Annotated in this window: 19 protein-coding genes; 12 read left to right on the top strand and 7 right to left on the bottom strand. The window is 73.3% G+C overall.

Translation table 11 applies throughout. The features are described from left to right. The 11 genes from MUY22_RS30225 (at position 1) to MUY22_RS30175 (ending at position 10,495) form a co-directional block, all read left to right on the top strand. Positions 1–420 (top strand): Rrf2 family transcriptional regulator, encoded by a 420-nt coding sequence (locus MUY22_RS30225; RefSeq protein ID WP_247050190.1) that lies wholly within the window; start codon positions 1–3, stop codon positions 418–420. 10 nt (positions 421–430) lie between these two features. After that, positions 431–859 (top strand): cupin domain-containing protein, encoded by a 429-nt coding sequence (locus MUY22_RS30220; protein ID WP_247050188.1) that lies wholly within the window; start codon positions 431–433, stop codon positions 857–859. Positions 860–862: 3 nt separating this feature from the next. Beyond that, positions 863–1,564, top strand: a complete 702-nt coding sequence (locus tag MUY22_RS30215; RefSeq protein ID WP_247050186.1) for a DsbA family protein — start codon at positions 863–865, stop codon at positions 1,562–1,564. A 136-nt stretch (positions 1,565–1,700) separates the two neighbouring features. Further along, entirely contained in the window at positions 1,701–2,672 is a 972-nt protein-coding gene (locus MUY22_RS30210; protein WP_247050183.1) for an ABC transporter substrate-binding protein, read from the top strand. Next, complete coding sequence (locus MUY22_RS30205) at positions 2,669–3,499, top strand: ABC transporter permease subunit (protein ID WP_247050181.1); 831 nt, start codon at positions 2,669–2,671, stop codon at positions 3,497–3,499. Before MUY22_RS30210 ends, MUY22_RS30205 begins: the two co-directional genes overlap by 4 nt. 18 nt (positions 3,500–3,517) lie before the next feature. Next, complete coding sequence (locus MUY22_RS30200; RefSeq protein WP_247050179.1) at positions 3,518–4,486, top strand: NrtA/SsuA/CpmA family ABC transporter substrate-binding protein; 969 nt, start codon at positions 3,518–3,520, stop codon at positions 4,484–4,486. Next, entirely contained in the window at positions 4,483–5,202 is a 720-nt protein-coding gene (locus MUY22_RS30195) for an ABC transporter ATP-binding protein (RefSeq protein WP_247050177.1), read from the top strand. The genes MUY22_RS30200 and MUY22_RS30195 overlap by 4 nt, the downstream gene beginning before the upstream one ends. After that, a complete protein-coding gene (locus MUY22_RS30190; protein ID WP_247050174.1) occupies positions 5,199–6,701 on the top strand; it encodes an FAD-binding protein in 1,503 nt (500 codons plus the stop codon). Before MUY22_RS30195 ends, MUY22_RS30190 begins: the two co-directional genes overlap by 4 nt. Then, positions 6,698–7,051: a ferredoxin family protein gene (locus MUY22_RS30185; RefSeq protein WP_247050173.1), complete on the top strand. Its 354-nt coding sequence runs from the start codon at positions 6,698–6,700 to the stop codon at positions 7,049–7,051. Before MUY22_RS30190 ends, MUY22_RS30185 begins: the two co-directional genes overlap by 4 nt. A gap of 148 nt (positions 7,052–7,199) precedes the next feature. After that, positions 7,200–8,264, top strand: coding sequence for an LLM class flavin-dependent oxidoreductase (locus tag MUY22_RS30180; protein WP_247050171.1), 1,065 nt, complete (start codon positions 7,200–7,202; stop codon positions 8,262–8,264). Then, entirely contained in the window at positions 8,261–10,495 is a 2,235-nt protein-coding gene (locus MUY22_RS30175; RefSeq protein ID WP_247050169.1) for a molybdopterin-dependent oxidoreductase, read from the top strand. The genes MUY22_RS30180 and MUY22_RS30175 overlap by 4 nt, the downstream gene beginning before the upstream one ends. Positions 10,496–10,827: 332 nt before the next feature. Here the strand turns inward: MUY22_RS30175 and MUY22_RS30170 are convergent, their stop codons facing one another. Together MUY22_RS30170 and MUY22_RS30165 are read right to left on the bottom strand one after the other, a co-directional pair. Then, on the bottom strand, positions 10,828–11,322 hold the full coding sequence (locus MUY22_RS30170) for a winged helix-turn-helix domain-containing protein (RefSeq protein WP_247050167.1): 495 nt from the start codon (positions 11,320–11,322) through the stop codon (positions 10,828–10,830). Positions 11,323–11,398: 76 nt separating this feature from the next. Beyond that, the gene (locus MUY22_RS30165) at positions 11,399–12,226 is read right to left on the bottom strand and encodes a TIGR03620 family F420-dependent LLM class oxidoreductase (RefSeq protein ID WP_247050165.1); all 828 of its coding nucleotides are present in this window, start codon (positions 12,224–12,226) and stop codon (positions 11,399–11,401) included. A 92-nt stretch (positions 12,227–12,318) separates the two neighbouring features. On the opposite strand from MUY22_RS30165, the gene MUY22_RS30160 reads away from it, so the two are divergent. Further along, the gene (locus MUY22_RS30160; RefSeq protein ID WP_247050163.1) at positions 12,319–13,191 is read left to right on the top strand and encodes a LysR family transcriptional regulator; all 873 of its coding nucleotides are present in this window, start codon (positions 12,319–12,321) and stop codon (positions 13,189–13,191) included. Positions 13,192–13,266: 75 nt separating this feature from the next. Here MUY22_RS30160 and MUY22_RS30155 read toward each other — a convergent pair whose 3' ends face one another. The 5 genes from MUY22_RS30155 to MUY22_RS30135 form a co-directional block, all read right to left on the bottom strand. Continuing rightward, on the bottom strand, positions 13,267–14,466 hold the full coding sequence (locus MUY22_RS30155) for an RNA polymerase sigma factor (protein ID WP_247050161.1): 1,200 nt from the start codon (positions 14,464–14,466) through the stop codon (positions 13,267–13,269). Position 14,467: 1 nt separating this feature from the next. Then, the gene (locus tag MUY22_RS30150; RefSeq protein ID WP_247050159.1) at positions 14,468–14,821 is read right to left on the bottom strand and encodes a YciI family protein; all 354 of its coding nucleotides are present in this window, start codon (positions 14,819–14,821) and stop codon (positions 14,468–14,470) included. A 10-nt stretch (positions 14,822–14,831) separates the two neighbouring features. Beyond that, positions 14,832–15,302, bottom strand: coding sequence for an SRPBCC domain-containing protein (locus MUY22_RS30145; RefSeq protein WP_247050157.1), 471 nt, complete (start codon positions 15,300–15,302; stop codon positions 14,832–14,834). Between the two features lie 20 nt (positions 15,303–15,322). Continuing rightward, on the bottom strand, positions 15,323–15,727 hold the full coding sequence (locus MUY22_RS30140; RefSeq protein ID WP_247050156.1) for a DUF6069 family protein: 405 nt from the start codon (positions 15,725–15,727) through the stop codon (positions 15,323–15,325). Between the two features lie 96 nt (positions 15,728–15,823). Beyond that, complete coding sequence (locus MUY22_RS30135) at positions 15,824–16,405, bottom strand: TetR/AcrR family transcriptional regulator (protein WP_247050155.1); 582 nt, start codon at positions 16,403–16,405, stop codon at positions 15,824–15,826. Between the last annotated feature and the right edge of the window lie 41 nt (positions 16,406–16,446).

Raw genomic sequence — 16,446 nt, 5'->3', positions numbered from 1 at the left:
ATGCGCATCTCGGCCAGGGCGGACTACGCGATCAGGGTCCTGCTGGAGCTCGCCGCGGACACCACGCGGCCGATCACCTGCGAAGCCGTCGCGTCCACCCAGGACATCCCGGCGCGGTTCATCAAGGCCGTGCTGCGCGACCTGCGCCAGGCCGGGCTGGTCCGCAGCCAGCGCGGCTGCGAGGGCGGCTACTGGCTGGCCCGGGCCGCCGCGGAGATCACCGTGCGGGACGCCGTCGTGGCGGTCGACGGCGAGTTCCTGAGCGTCCGCGGCGAATCGCGCCCGGCGCTGGCCTACCACGGGACGGCCGCCGGGCTCACGCCGTTCTGGTCCGGGCTCGAGTCCGGCCTGGCCGCCATCCTGCGCGCGACGACCATCGCCGACCTGCTCACGGACGCGGCCGCCGAAGCCGTCACCTGAAGGGATCCCGATGACCGACCTCTGGCACCAGCCCCTGCGCCACATCCGCGGCGCGGACCTCACCGGCGACACCAACCAGACCACCGGGATGAAGCGCCTGGAGGCGATCTCCGGCAAGACCGTCGGGTCGCAGAAGGTCTGGATGGGCGAGACGCACGTCGCGCCGGTGACCAACTCCGGCGACCACCACCACGGCGAAGCCGAGACGGCGATCTACGTCAAGTCGGGCCACCCGGTGTTCGTCTTCGCCGACGGTGACGAGGAAATCCGCCTCGAGACCGGGCCCGGCGACTACATCTTCGTGCCGCCGTACGTGCCGCACCGCGAGGAGAACCCGACCGACGAAGAGGCCGTCGTGATCATCGCGCGCAGCAGCCAGGAAGGCATCGTGGTCAACCTGCCGAGTCTCTGGTCCCCGGTCGACGTCCCCACGGAGTGACCCGTGGCGCTCGAAGTCGTCGAGTACACCGACCCCGCCTGCCCGTGGGCGTGGGGTTCGGAGCCGAAGTTCCGCTGGCTGCGCGGAAACCTCCCCGGCGCCCGGTGGCGCCGGGTGTTCGGCATCCTCTTCGACGACGACGAGGACCCGGCGCCGGATCCGGCCGCCGAAGCCGCCTGGTACGCGAAGTTCATCGACGGCGTCACCGAGCACACGGGCGCCCCGAAGGCGCCGCACCTGGCTTGGGTGGCGCGGACGAGCTGGCCGGCTTCCCTGGCCGCGAAAGCCGCTGAGGCCCAAGGGGAAACCGTCGCCGAGGACGTCCTGAGCCGGCTGCGCGAGACGACGTTCGTCCTCGGCACCCCGGCCGACGACACCGATCGCGTGCTCGCCGCCGTCGACGGCGTCCCCGGCCTCGACCTCGCGGCGTTGCACGCGGCCATGCTGAGCGACGCCGTCCGCCAGGCCGTGCGCGAAGACTGGCGCGAAACCCGGAACCCGTGCCCGGAAGTCCTCGACATCACCGCGCCCGGACCGCACAGCGGCCGCGCGAAGCACCTCGAGCACCACGTCCGCTACGCCCTGCCGACGCTGACCTTCACCGGTCCGGGCGGCCGGTTCGTCGTGCCCGGCTGGCGTCCGCTGCGGGAGTACGCCGACGCCGTGCGCGCGGCGGGCGGCGGCACGCTCGACTGTCCACTGTAGAGCTTTCCCGGTTCGTGGGAACCCGCCCGGGAGCGTTGACTCTCCCCGGCCGCCGAGCAGAATAGACACATGCCGGTGACCATTTGGTCCGCGCCACCGGCTTTCCTCCGGCGACACCGTTTTGGGGAGTTCCCGCATGCCTTCGAAACCCCGGCTCGCGCTGCTACTGCTGGCCGCCCTGCTCGGCCTCGCCACGCTCACCGCGTGCGGATCGTCCACTTCGGACGCTTCCGGTGAGGTGGTGCTGCGCGTCGGCGACCAGACCGGCGCCACGCAGTCCCGGCTGAAGGCTGCCGGGCTGCTCGACAACCTGCCGTACAAGATCGAGTGGTCGCAGTTCGCCGCGGCCGTCAACCTGCACGAGGCCCTGCGCGCCGACGCGATCGACATCGGTGGCGCCAACGACTCCCCCACCGTCACCGCGATCGCCGGCGGCTCGAAGATCAAGGTCGCCGCGGCCTGGAGCAACGGCGGCAGGGGCACCTACATCCTGGTGCCGAAGGACAGCCCGATCCGCACGCTGGCCGACCTCAAGGGCAAGCGGGTCTCCCCGACCACCCGCGGCAGCGTCGCGCACTACCTCGTGATCGGCGCACTGAAGCAGGCCGGGCTGAGCGACAAGGACGTCACGCTGAACTTCCTCGCCCCGACCGAGGCGAACTCCGCCTTCGCGACCGGCAGCATCGACGCCTGGGCCACCTGGAGCGTCTACGCCGCGCGTGCCCGCGGCGAACTCGGCGCGCGCGTCCTGTCCGACGGCGCGGGCATCAACAGCGGCCTCAACGTGCTGTCCGCCACCGACACCGCGCTCGCCGACCCGCGCAAGCGCACCGCGATCCAGGACTTCGCGAGCCGCGTCGACAAGGGCTACGCGTGGTCCAAGGACAACCCGGACGCGTTCGACAAGTGGTACGCCGGCTTCGCGCACCAGCCCCTGGCCGTCGCCACCCAGGTCCGGCCGGACGAGACGACCTACCAGCGCATCCCGGTCGACGCCACGCTCGCCGGCCAGCTGCAGAAGACGTACGACACCTGGGTCCAGCAGGGGCTGTTCCCGGGCGGCAAGGACTTGAGCAAGTACATCGACTCCGGGATCGATCCGCGGTGACGCGCGCCGTGGTCGTCCCGTCGGCGGCGCTCCCGGCGAGTACGCGCGCCCGGAGCCGCGGGTTCCCGTACCGCGCCGCGTCGTGGCTGACGCCGGTCGCCGTGCTCGCGCTCTGGGAACTGCTGGCGCGGCTGGGCGTCCTGCCCAAGCAGGTGCTCCCGGCGCCGAGCAGCGTCCTGGCCAAGGCGGGCGACCTTCTCGCCGACGGCGAGTTGGTCACGAACCTGCTGGCCAGCCTGCAGCGCTCGGCCACCGGGTTCGCCATCGGGGCGAGTACCGGCGTCGCGCTCGGGCTGCTCGTCGGACTGTCCAAAGTGGCCGAAGCGCTGCTCGACCGCAGCATCCAGATGGTGCGCGCGGTCCCGTTCCTGGCGATCCTGCCCCTGGTCATCGTCTGGTTCGGGATCGGCGAGGCCGGGAAGATCTTCCTGATCTCGCTGGGGTCCGCCGTCCCGCTGTACCTGACGACGGTGCTCGGCATCCGTCAGATCGACCCGAAGCTGCTGGAGATGACCGACGTCGTCGGCCTGGGCCGCGCGGCGCAGATCCGCTGGGTGGTCCTGCCCGGCGCACTGCCCTCGATCCTGGGCGGGCTGCGGCTGTCGCTCACCGCGGCCTGGCTCGCCCTGGTCATCGCGGAAACTCTCGGCGCCGACGCCGGGCTCGGGTTCATGGCCACCAACGCCCGGGAGTTCCTGCAGACCGACGTGATCGTCCTCGTCGTGATCATCTACGCCGTGATCGGGATCCTCTGCGACCTCGTCACCCGGCTGCTCGAACGCCGCCTGCTGCGCTGGCACCCCACCTACGCCCGCCTGACCGCCTGACCGCCTGAGGAATCCGCCATGACGCTTTCCCGACGCACCTTCCTGACCGCGGCCGGCCTGGCCGCCGTAGCCGCTCCGCTCGCCGCGTGCGCCACCGGTTCGGCCGGCGGCGCCACCCAGGGCAAGGTCCGGCTGACCTACAGCACGATCTCGCTGCCCAAGGCCCGCGGCGTGCTGGAGAAGACGCTCAAGGACCAGGGCCTCACGGTCGAGTGGGTCGGGCCGTTCCCCAACCACGCGCCGACGCTGCAGGCCGTCGTCGGCGGCACCGCGGACTTCAGCTTCGGCGGCAGCACCACCCCCGCCGACCAGGCGATCCTCTCCGGCGCCGACCTCGTCTACGTCGCCTGGGCCGCGTCCACCCCGCGCACCACGGCGATCGTCGCGGGCGCGAACACCGGGATCCGGAAGGTGACGGATCTCGTGGGCAAGACCGTGGCGGTCAACAAAGCCGGGCTCGGCGAGTTCCTTCTTGTGGCGGCGCTGGAGAAGTACCAGGTGCCGCGCGAATCCGTGAAGGTCACCTACCTCAACCCGCCCGAGGCGTCCGCCGCGTTCGGTGCCGGGAAGATCGACGCCTGGGCCATCTGGCAGGGCTTCCGCGAGATCGCCGAGGTGCAGTACGGCGCCAAGGCCATCTTCGTCGACGGCGACGAGCTGGACTTCCAGATCGACTTCACCAGCTACCTCGTCCGCCGTGAGTACGCCGAGCAGAACGCCGACACGATCCGCAAGGTGATCAAGGCGTTCCAAGCCGACCAGGACTGGCAGAACCAGAACTACAAGCAGTCCCTGGACATCGGCAACGCCGTCTCCCACTACCCGCAGGCGGTGCTGGACAAGATGGCCGCGAAGAACGTCCAGACGAAGCTGTCGCTCATCAACGACGACGGCATCGCGCAGCTGCAGCGCGGCGCCGACTGGCTGAGCCGGCGCAAGATCCTGAGCGGGCCGATCACCGTCGCCGACCACTCCGTCAAGCTGTGAGCACCGCTGTGCGCGTGCGCGCGCTGACCAAGAGCTTCGGTGACCGGACCGTCCTCAACGGACTCGACCTCGACATCGCGCCCGGCGAGTTCGTCGCCCTGATCGGCGAAAGCGGCTGCGGCAAGACGACGTTGCTGCGGCTGCTGGCCGGGCTCGACGAGTCCGACGGCGGCGATCTGGCCGCGCCGCCCGAGCGGGCGGTGGTGTTCCAGGAGCACCGGCTGCTGCCGTGGCGGCCGGTGTGGCAGAACGTCGCGGTCGGCCTCCCCCGCGCCGGGGCGCGCGACGCCGCGACCCGGGCGCTGGCCGAGGTCGGCCTGACCGGCCACGCCGACGCCTGGCCCGCGACGCTGTCCGGCGGTGAGGCCCAGCGCGTCGCCCTCGCCAGGGCGCTGGTCCGCGAGCCGCGCCTGCTGCTGCTCGACGAGCCGTTCGCCGCCCTCGACGCGCTCACCCGGATCAAGATGCACGCACTGGTCCGGCGCCTGGTCGCCGTCCACCGCCCGGCCGTCCTGCTGGTCACCCACGACGTCGACGAGGCGATCCTGCTCGCCGACCGCGTCGTCGCGCTGCGCGAAGGCCGGCTGGCCGCCGAACACCGCGTCGCCTTCGACGGCGAACGCAACCGCCGCAACCCCGAGTTCGAGCAGCTGCGCTACCGGCTGCTCGCCGAACTCGGCGTCGCCGCCGACGCCGAACTGGCGGAGTCGCGATGAGCGGCAATCCCGATCCCGACCTCGATCTCGCCGCCGACGTGCTCGTCGTCGGCGGGGGCCTCGCCGCGACCTGGACCGCCTTGGCCGCGGCCCAGGCCGGCGGGGCCGTCGTCCTCGCGGACAAGGGGTACTGCGGCACCAGCGGCGTCACCGCCACGGCCGGGGTGACGCACTGGTTCGTGCCGCCGGAGCGCCACGAAGAGGCGGTCGCGGGGCGGCACGCGCACGCCGGCGGGCTCGCGGATCCCGAACAGGCGTTGCGCGTCCTGCGCACCACCTGGGAACGACTGCCCACTTTGGACAAGTACTACCCGTTCCCGGTTCGCGACGGGCAGCCCGACCGGACCAACAACGTGCGCGGCCCGGAATACCTGCGCGCGATGCGCGGGCTGATCCACCGGGCGGGCGTCCGGATCCTCGACCACCACCCGGCCCTCGAACTGCTGCTGCGCCCGGACGGCTCGGCGGGCGGCGCGGCCGGGGTACGCCGTCAGGCCGGGGGCTCCTGGCGCGTCCGCGCGGGCGCGGTGGTGCTGGCCACCGGCGGGACGGCGTTCCGCTCGAACCTGCTCGGCTCGCGCGGCAACACCGGCGACGGGCACCTGATGGCCGTCGAGGCCGGGGCGCGCCTGTCGGGCCTGGAGTTCTCGAACTACTACACCCTCGCCCCGGCGTACTCGACGATGGCGCGGTCGATGTCGTACCTGTTCGGGACCTACACCGACGTCGACGGCGCCGAGATCGCGCTGCCGCCGGGCCCGGACCGCAACCGCGTCCTCGGCGCGGCCCTGCTGCGCGGGCCGGTGTTCACGACGCTGGACCGGACGCCGGAGTGGGTGCGCCGGAAGATGCCGGTGGTGCAGCCGAACTTCCTGCTGCCCTTCGCCCGGCGCGGCATCGACCCCTACACCGACCGCTTCGAGGTCACGCTGCTCGGCGAGGGCACGATCCGCGGCGTCGGCGGCCTGGTCGTCACCGGCCCGGACTGCACCACCGACGTGCCCGGGCTGTTCGCGGCGGGTGACGTCGCGAGCCGGGTGCCGGTGGTCGGCGCGATCTCCGGCGGCGGCTCGCCGAACTCGGCGTGGGCCGTGTCGTCGGGCACCTGGGCCGGGCGGGCCGCGGTCCGGCACGCCCGGTCGGCGGGCTCGGCGCCACTGCACGCGGCAGGCCGCGCGGGGATCCGCCCGAGCGGCCGGACGACCACCGTGGACACCGCCGGCGTGGTCGACGCCGTGCGCGAGGAGCTGAACGCCTACGACAAGAACATGTTCCGGGACGAGCCGGGTCTCCGCGCCTCGCTGTCCACATTGGATCCCCTGTGGACGATCATCGAGGGCGGCCTGACCGGAACCGGCCGCGACGCCGTCACGGCCCGCGAAACCGCGTCGCTGGTGGCCATGGGCCGCTGGGTCAAGAAGGCGGCCCTGCGCCGGCCCGAGACCCGGGGCATGCACTGGCGCACCGACGACCCCGCCTGGAAGGAGGCCGTCGCGTGATCGAACTGGTTCTCGCCGACCGGTGCATCGAGTGCGACAAGTGCGTGCGGGTCTGCCCGACCGACGTCTTCGACGCCGTCCCCGGCGCACCACCCGTCATCGCCCGCCAGACCGACTGTCAGACGTGCTTCCTGTGCGAGCTGTACTGCCCGGTCGACGCGCTGTTCGTCGACCCCGACTGCCGGACCCCGGTGTCCGCGGACGAATCCGCGATCCGCGACACCGACTGGCCCGCCCAGTACCGGCGCGACTCCGGCTGGGGCCGGGCGCGCCGCACCCACCCGAACGAGAGCTGGCGGATGGGCGACATCTTCGCCACCGCCCGCGCCTTGGGACAGGAGACCCCGTGAGCGGGCCCACCGCCCCGGCCACCGCACAGCCCATGCGCCCCAATGTGGCGTTGGGTGCGTCCAACGCACCCAACGCCACATTGGGTGCATCCAACGCACCCAACGCCACATTGGGTGCGTTCCCCACTCCGCCCAGCGAGGAGACCCCGTGAGCGTCGAATTCATCGGTTACGCCGCCGGCCGCCAGGCCAGCGAGATCGTCGCGCCGGACGGGCCGGTCATCCAGCCCGGCTACCTGCGCGAGGTCGCCCGCGCCCACGAGGCGGCCGGCTTCGACCGCGTGCTGATCGCCCAGTCCGCGAGCAGCCCGGACGGGTTCGTGCTCGCCGACCAGGTGCTCGCCGCCACCGAGCGGCTCGGCGTGCTGCTCGCCCACCGGCCCGGCTTCGTCGCGCCCACCCAGCTGGCCCGCAAGTTCGCCACGCTCGACGCGTTCCACCCCGGCCGGATCGCCCTGCACGTGATCACCGGCGGAGACGACGCCGACCAGGCCCGCGACGGCGACTTCACCGACAAGCCCACCCGCTACCGCCGCACCGACGACTTCCTGTCCGTGGTGCGCAAGACGTGGGACTCGGCCGAGCCGTTCGACCACGAAGGCGAGTTCTACCAGGTCCGCGGCGCGCGCTCGGACGTCCGCCCGGACGGCGGCATCCCGGTCTACTTCGGCGGCGCGTCGGGCGACGCCATCCGCGTGGGCGCGAAGCACGCCGACGTCTACGCCTTCTGGGGTGAGCCCTTGGCCGGGATCGCCCAGCGCATCGAGGAAGTCCACGCCGCCGCCGCGCCGCACGGGCGCACCCCGGCGTTCAGCGTCAGCCTCCGCCCGATCCCGGCGGCGACCGAAGCCGAGGCGTGGGACCGGGCCCGCGACATCCTGCGGCTCACCCAGGACCGCGTCAGCGAGTTCAAGGGCGTCCGCGACTCCACTGCCGCCGTCGGCTCGCAGCGGCTGCTCGAAGCCGCGGCGACCGGCGAGGTCCACGACGAGCGGCTGTGGACGGCGGTGGCCAGGACGACCGGCGCGGCCGGGAACTCCACCGCGCTGGTCGTCAGCTACGAGCAGGTCGCGGACTCGCTGCTGGACTACCTCCGGCTCGGCGTCGGCACGCTGCTCATCCGCGGGTTCTCGCCGCTGGCCGACGCGCGGGACTACGGCACGCTCGTGCGTCTCGTCCGGGAGCGGGCCGGCGCGGTTACCGTCGGAGCGTGAAGCCGAGCACATCGCACTGGGGCGCGTTCTCCGCCGAGGTGACCGGCGGCCGGCTGCGGGTGGTCCCGCACCCGGCCGACCCGGCGCCGTCACCGCTGCTGGGCAACCTGGCCGCGGCGCTGGACCACCCGACCCGCGTCGCCCGGCCCGCGGTGCGCCGCGGCTGGCTGGAGGACGGTCCCGGGCCCGATGAGCGGCGCGGGCGCGACGAGTTCGTCGAGGTGCCGTGGGACGAGATCCTCGACCGGCTCGCCGCCGAGCTCGACCGCGTCCGGGGCGAGCACGGCAACCAGGCGATCTTCGGCGGCTCGTACGGCTGGGCCAGCGCCGGGCGGTTCCACCACGCGCAGAGCCAGCTGCACCGGTTCCTCACCACGATCGGCGGCTACACGTCGTCCCGCGAGAGCTACAGCAACGGGACGTCGACGGTGCTGCTGCCGCACGTCGTCGGCGACGCGCACGCCGTGCTGCGCCAGGCGTCGACCTGGCCGACGATCGCCGAGCACACCGAGCTGATCGTCGCTTTCGGCGGCGTGCCGGAGAAGAACGTGTTCGTCACGCCCGGCGGGGTCACCGAGCACGGGACACCCGGGCACCTCGCCCGGCTGGGCGCCCGGGTCGCGCTCGTGAGCCCGCTGCGCGACGACCTGCCGTCCACAGTGGACGCCCGTTGGTACCCGATCCGGCCGGCGACGGACACCGCGTTGATGCTGGGGCTCGCGCACACACTGGTCGTCGAAGGCTTGCACGACCGCGACTTCCTGGCCCGGTACTGCGTCGGGTACGCGACCTTCGAACGGTACCTGCTGGACACCGGCAAGGACGCGCGCTGGGCGAGCGGGATCACCGGGATCCCCGCCGCCGACATCGTCGCGCTCGCCCGGGAGATGGCCGCGCACCGGACGCTGGTCACGGTGACGTGGTCGCTGCAGCGCATCGAACACGGCGAGCAGCCGGTGTGGGCGGGCATCACCCTGGCCGCGATGCTCGGGCAGATCGGCCTGCCGGGCGGCGGGTTCGGCCACGGTTACGGCTCGATGGGCGACGTCGGCGACACCGGCCCGGAGATCCGGACGCCGTACCTGCCCCGGGGCGTCAACCCGGTCAAGGAGTTCATCCCGGTCGCCCGGATCGCGGACCTGCTGCTGCACCCCGGCGCGACCTACGACTACAACGGTGAAACCCGGCGGTACCCGGACACCCGGCTCGTCTACTGGGCGGGCGGCAACCCGTTCCACCACCACCAGGACCTCAACCGGCTGCGGCGCGCGTTCACCCGGCCGGACACGGTGGTGGTGCACGAACCGTTCTGGACGGCCACCGCGCGGCACGCCGACGTCGTCCTGCCGGTCACGACGACCCTGGAGCGCGAGGACCTGGGGTCCGGGCGCCGTGACACGCACCTGATCGCGATGCACCGGATCGCCGAGCCCGCCGGGCAAGCGCGTGACGACTACGCGATCTTCGCGGGTCTCGCCGCCCGGCTCGGCGTCGCCGCTTCCTTCACCGAAGGACGCTCACGGCGGGAATGGCTGGAACACCTCTACGAGGCCTGGCGTGCTTCCTCCGGTGCGCCGCCGTTCGCCGAGTTCTGGGCGGCCGGCGAACTGCGGCTCCCGCCGGGGCCGACGCACCACACACTGCTGGCGGACTTCCGCGCCGACCCGCTCGCCCACCCGCTGAAGACCCCCAGCGGCCGGATCGAGATCACGTCGGCCGTCGTGGCCGGGTTCGGGTACGACGACTGCCCCGGGCACCCGGTCTGGTTGCCACCACGGGAATCCGGGCCGCTGTGCTTGATCGCGAACCAGCCGCGCACGCGCCTGCACAGCCAGCTCGACGGCGGCGACGTCAGCCGAGCGGGCAAGGTGGCGGGCCGCGAGGCGATCCGCCTCAACTCGTCCGACGCCGCGGCGCGGAGCATCGCCACGGGCGACGTGGTCCGGGTGTACAACAAGCGCGGCGCGTGCCTGGCGGGCGCGGTCCTGGACGACGCCCTGCGCCCGGGCGTGGTCCAGCTCCCGACGGGAGCGTGGTTCGACCCGGTCGAAAACCACCCCACGGGCCCGCTGTGCGCCCACGGCAACCCGAACGTCCTGACGGCGGACATCCCGTCATCCCGGCTGTCACAGGGCTGCGCGGGCCAGCACGCGGTGGTGGAGGTGGAGCGGTTCGAGGGCGCGATCCCGGAGGTCACGGTGCTGCGGCCGCCGCCGCTCACACCACGATGACGGCGGCTGCGGCCGCCGTCCGGTACGGCGACCGTCGAGAACGAACGCCACGCGAGCCCGGTCCGGCGTCACCACGCTGCGGCCACCGCTCACACCACGATGGCCTCCGCCGAGCGCGGATCTCGACACCACGAGCACCGCAAGAACCCGTCGCCGGGACCGCTTCGCGTACACGGCGATGGCCTCGGCACCACAAACCGCCGTTCCGCCGGTCGCCGCCCGCCAACCGACGATGACCTCCGCCGAGCCGCGGCCGCCGTCCGGCACACGACGATCGTCGAGACCGAACGCCACGCGAGCCCGCCCCGGCGTCACCACGCTGCGGCCACCGCTCACACCACGATGACCTCCGCCGAGCTGTCGAACCGATAGCCGACTCCGCGGACCGTCGTGATCGGGGCCGGTTCCGGCTCGAACTTGTGGCGCAGCTTGCGGACGTGGACGTCCACCGTGCGCTCGCCGCCGTGGTGGGGCGCGCCCCAGACCTCCGTCAGCAGGGTGCGGCGGCTGAACACCACGTCCGGGTGGCGGCCCAGGAACAGCAGCAGCTCGAACTCCAGCCGCGTCAGCTCCAGCGCCGTTCCCCGGACCAGCACCCGGCGCGAGCCCGCCTCGATCCGGACGGCCGGGCGGCGCGTCGCCAGGTCCACCACCTGCGCGTCCGGGCGCTCGTCGAACCGGACGCCCAGAGTGTCCTCAAAGGACTCCAGCAGCCGGGCGGTGAGGCCGGCCGCGTGCCCCGGGTCGATGCGGATCCGGACGGCCACGGTCAGCTCGACCGCCGGCCGGGCTTCGTCGGTCCAGACTTCGTCCGTCCACGCTGTCATGCCCGCATTCTGGACACCCGCGCCCGCGTCCGGCCAGCGCGTCCAGGGAGCGGAACGGACCGAGACGACCGGCGGCTCAGGCCAACACGGCCTCGGCGACCCCGCGGAGGGTGCCGATCGGGTCGTCGCCGAGGGGGTAGATGCCGACGTGGTCCGCGCCCGCGTCCAGGTGCGCCCGCACACCCGCGACGATCGTGGCGGGCCCGCCGTGCAGGACGAGCGCGTCGATCAGGCGGTCGCTGCCGTGGCCGGCGAAGTCGTCGTCGGTGAAGCCGAGCCGGCGGAGGTTGGCGACGTAGTTGGTGACCACGAGCGCCGTCCCCGGCGGGGCGGAGCGGGCGGTCGCGCGGGCGCGGTCGACGTCGTCGTCCAGCAGCACGAAGTGCCCGGGCAGCACCAGCTTCCCCGCGCCGAGGGCGGCCCGGGCCCGCCGGGTGTGCTCGGTGGTGATCATGCACGGCACGGTCCCGGCGGTGCGCTCGCCGGCCAGCCGCAGCATCTTCGGGCCGAGGGCGGCTAGCACCACCCGGTCGGCGGGCACGCCGGCCGCGGTCAAGGTGTCCACATAGGACGCCAGCTTTTCGTACGGCGACGCGTATCCGGTGTCGACTTCGCGGTGCCCGATGCCCACGCCGAGCAGGAACCGATCGGGGTGCCGAGCCACGATCCGGTGGTAGGACGCGGCGACGGTCGCCGCGTCGGCGGTCCAGACGTTCACCACGCTCGTCCCGACGGCCAGCCGGGTGGTCGCGTCGAGCAGCTCCTCCACCAGCTTCAGATCGGCCGGCGGCGACGCGTCCAGCCACAGCGTGCCGTAACCGGCCGCCTCGAGTTCGGCGGCCCGTTCCGGGGACACCTCGTGCTCGCGCAGGTGGGCGCCGAGCAAACCCAGGTCGATACTCATGGGACGACTTCAGCACCGCGCCCCACGGCGAACCAGGTCCAGTGCGCACGCGCAGCGATAAGGTGGCCTTATCGTCGCAGGTGGGAGGACCAGTGGAACTGAGGGCGTTGCGGTACTTCGTCACCGTCGCCGACGAGCTGCACTTCGGCCGGGCCGCCGAGCGGCTGCACATCGCGCAGCCCGCGGTCAGCCAGCAGATCGCCCGGCTGGAACGCGAGCTGGGCGTCCGGCTGTTCGACCGCTCGCCGCGCCGGGTCCAGCTCACGGAGGCCGGCCGCCGGGTGCTCGACGCGGCGCGCGGCGCCCTCGCGGCCGCCGACCAGGTCCGGCTCGCCGCCACGACGGCCGCGGGCACCATGCGCATCGGCACGGCCGCCGGGTTCACCACGCGGCTGGAGCGCGGCATCGACGCGTTGCGCGAAGCCGGCTCGCCGTTCGACGTCGTGCTCGTCGACCTGCCGCTCGACGCCCGCCTGAACGCGCTGCGCCAGGGCGAGCTCGACGTCGCGCTGGCCCGGGGCGTGCTCTCGGCCCCCGGGCTCAAGGTGCTGCCGACCTGGACGGAACCGCTGTTCGCGGTCATGTCCCGGCAGCACCCGGCCGCGGACCGCGCGGTCGTCGGCATCACGGAGCTGGCCGAGAGCGTCCTGCGGCTCCCGTCGCGACAGCACGACCCGCCGCTGCACGACGCCCTCACCGCCGCGCTGCGCGAGGCCGGCGTCAGCCCCCGGCTCGGCCGGCCGGTGGGCACGACCCAGGACACGATCGTCGAGGTCGGCTCCGACCCGGGCAGCTGGGCGGTGCTGCCCGCCGGGCAGGTCGCCGAGATCGGCTCGACCCGCGTCAGCGCGATCCCGCTCAAGCCGGCCATGACGATCACCGGCAGCGTCGTCATCCCCGCCGACCTCCCGACCGAGTGCGCCGCAGCCCACGTCGAGGCCTTCCGCGACGCCGTGACGACCTGACGCCCTCCGCATCGCCCCCAGGGCTCAACGCCCTGAAGGGCACCCTCAGGGACCACACGTCCCTGAGGGTGCCCTTCAGGACATCCGGATCCCGGCCGCGCGCGCCCGGCGCGTCTCCAGGAAGGTTCGTTCCGTTTCGTTGGTGGCCAAGGCGATCGCCGCGTCGTAGACGGTGATCGCCTCCTGCGTGCGGCCCAGGCGGGTGAGCAGGTCCGCGCGGGTGGCCGGCAGCAGGTGGTAACCCGGCAGGTCCAGCTCCTCGATGGTGGCGAGGGCCAGTGCCGGGCCGTGGACCTCGGCGACGGCGACCGCGCGGTTGAGCGCCACGATCGGTGTCGGCGTGTGCCGCAGCAGCTGGTCGTAGAGGGCCAGCACCTGCGTCCAGTCGGTGGCCGGGCCGTCCGTGTGCACGGCGTTGATCGCGGCCTGGATCTGGTACGGGCCCGGCTGGTCACGACGCAGGCACCGGCGCACCAGGTCGTGCCCTTCGGCGATCAGCTCGTGGTTCCACCGCGAGCGGTCCTGCTCCGCGAGCACCACCAGCTCCCCCGCCGGCCCCACCCGTGCCGGCCGGCGGGCTTCGGTGAGCAGGAGCAGCGCCAGCAGCCCGATCACCTCGGGCTCGTCCGGCATCAGGTCGGCGAGCGCGCGCGTCAGCCGGACGGCCTCCAGGCACAGGTCCGTCCGCAGCAGCTCTCCCGACGTCGAGGTGTACCCCTCGTTGAACACCAGGTACAGCACGGTGAGCACCGAGCCCAGCCGGTCGGGGAGCTCGGCGGCGCCGGGTACCCGGTACGGGATGCCGGCGTCGCGGATCTTCTTCTTCGCCCGGACGATCCGCTGCGCGACGGTCGCCTCCGGCACCAAGTAGGCCCGCGCGATCTCCGCCACCTCCAGCCCGCCGAGCAGACGCAGCGTGAGCGCGGTCCGCGCGAGCGGCGACACCGCCGGGTGGCAGCAGGTGAAGATCAGGCGGAGCTGGTCGTCGCGCACGGGTCCGGCCTCCTCCGGCTCGTCGGGCTGGTGCAGCAGCAGGGCCTGCGCGTGGCGGGCCTCCCGGGTGGATTCCCGGCGCAGGCGGTCGATCGCGCGGTGGCGGGCGGTGGTCACGATCCACGCGCCGGGGTTGGCCGGCGGCGCCTCGGCCCACTTCACGGCGGCGACGGCGAACGCGTCCTGGACGGCCTCCTCGGCGAGCCCGATGTCCCCGAGCAGCCGCGTCAGCGTGGCCACGCACCGGCCGTACTCGGCCCGGTAGACGCGGTCGAGGTCCATCTCAGTCCTGCGAGAAGTCGTCGAACGGGCGGACCTCGATCGGCTGCCCGCAGGCGAGCGCGCACCTCCCGGCCCAGGCCAGCGCCTGGTCGAGGTCGGCGCACCGGATCACCCAGAACCCGCCGAGCTGTTCCTTCGTCTCGGCGAACGGGCCGTCGGTGATCGTGGTCGTGCCGCCGCCGGGGCGGACGACGGTGGAGGCGTGCGACGGCTTCAGGCCGCCGACGAACACCCACACCCCGGCGGCCTTCATGTCGTCGACGACCCGGCCCGTCCGCGCCATCTGCGCCTGGGTCTCTTCCTCGGTCTCCGGCACGCTTTCGTCGAGCTGGACGGCGAGCAGGTACTGCGTCATGACGAAACTCCTAAACGGACACGCGGTGGGCGAGGTCGGCCAGGTGGTGCAGCGAGTCGATGAGGTGCGCGGGACCGAACGGCGGGAACTGGATGCCGCGCTCCCGGACGGACCGCGGCACCCCCGACCAGTCGTAGGTGAGCGTGACCTCGGTGCCGGCCGGGCCGCGCGGCGTCAGGTCGTAGCGCCAGATCCAGCCGCCGTACTCCACCTCGCCGTCGCCCTTGGCGGACCCGGTGAGCCAGGCGATGGCGCGCGGCGCGTCGAGCACCGCGACCTTGTTGACGACCTGGTAGTCGCCGTCCGGGTGGCCGGAGTGGTGCATGTCCATCCGGAAGATCTGCCCCACGGCGGTCAACGGCGCCTGTTCGACGGGTTCCCGGACCCAGCCGGTGCCGTCGATCGCGGCGTGGGCCGCCGGGTCCGCCAGCACGGCGAACACCGTCGCGGCGGGCTCGGCGATCGTCAAGGTGGCACGCACGCTTTCGTGGTCCACGGCGGTCACGCCCGCGCGGCGGGGGTGCGGCGGGCGAGCGCCGGGATGACGATCGCGGCGGCGACCACGTGGGCCAGCATCAGCAGCACCTTCGTGCTCGCCGGCGCGTCCGCGAGCACGTCCGGGACCAGCGACAACGCGGTGAGCGCGAGCGTGGTGCGGAGGAACACCGCGCGCGGGTGGCCCACCGTGCGGGCCAGCACCAGGGCGAGCACCACGCCCACCGTGGAGAAGACGGCGGTCAGCACGGCGAACCCGGTCACCGGGATCGGCGCGCCGCCGACCACGGCGCCGATGCCGGCGAACTCGGCCGCCGCGGCCAGGAGCGACGTCGCCGCGGTGGCGGCGACCACGGCGGTCAGACCGCCGGTGAGCAGGGACTTCGCGGGAGTGACGGTGATGACGGACATCGCGGGCCTCCGGTGTGGGGGCGACCGGCCCGGTGCCGGTCTCTCACTGGGGCGACGAACGGCCGCGGCCCCATTCGACATCGCCGCGAAAGAAATCTACTTCGGGCGCAGGGCGTCGACGACGAGGTCGAGCAACCGCCCGATCCGCTCCGGGTCGCGGTCGTCCACCGTGGACAGGAAGATCCCGAGCACGATCAGCGTGAAGTCCTCGGGGTCGGCGTCGGCGCGGAAGACGCCGGCCGCCGCCCCGGCGGTGAGGATCGTGCCGATCGCGCCGGTGATCCGCTTGCGCGTCACCGGGGTCGCGATGCGCCCGGACGCCACCCCGGCGCGGAAGACGTCGCCCATGCCGCGCTTGGTCTGGAAGAAGGCGGCGTAGCGGTCCAGCCAGGCGCGCAGGGCGGCCTCGGGCGGGAGCTTGCCGAGCAGCGCCGGGGCGCTGGTGGCGACGTCGTCGAGTTCGGCGGCGTAGACGGCTTCGACGAGGGCTTCGCGGGTCGGGAAGTGCCGGTAGAGCGTGCCGATCCCGACGCCGGCCTCGCGGGCGATCGCTTCGAGCGCGACGGGGCCGTCGGCGGCGGCGAAGGCGGCCTGCGCGACGCCGACGAGCTTCTCGCGGTTGCGGCGCGCGTCGGAGCGGACCGGGCGGTCGGCGGCGGCCGGATCGGGTGACGACAAAACGGAGGCACCTCCGGTTGTGCTACGGTCGACTTAACGGA

Source organism: Amycolatopsis sp. WQ 127309 (assembly GCF_023023025.1).
Taxonomy (GTDB): Bacteria; Actinomycetota; Actinomycetes; order Mycobacteriales; family Pseudonocardiaceae; genus Amycolatopsis.
The sequence above is the reverse complement of the archived record's forward strand: the minus strand, read 5'-3'. Positions and strand labels throughout refer to the sequence as shown.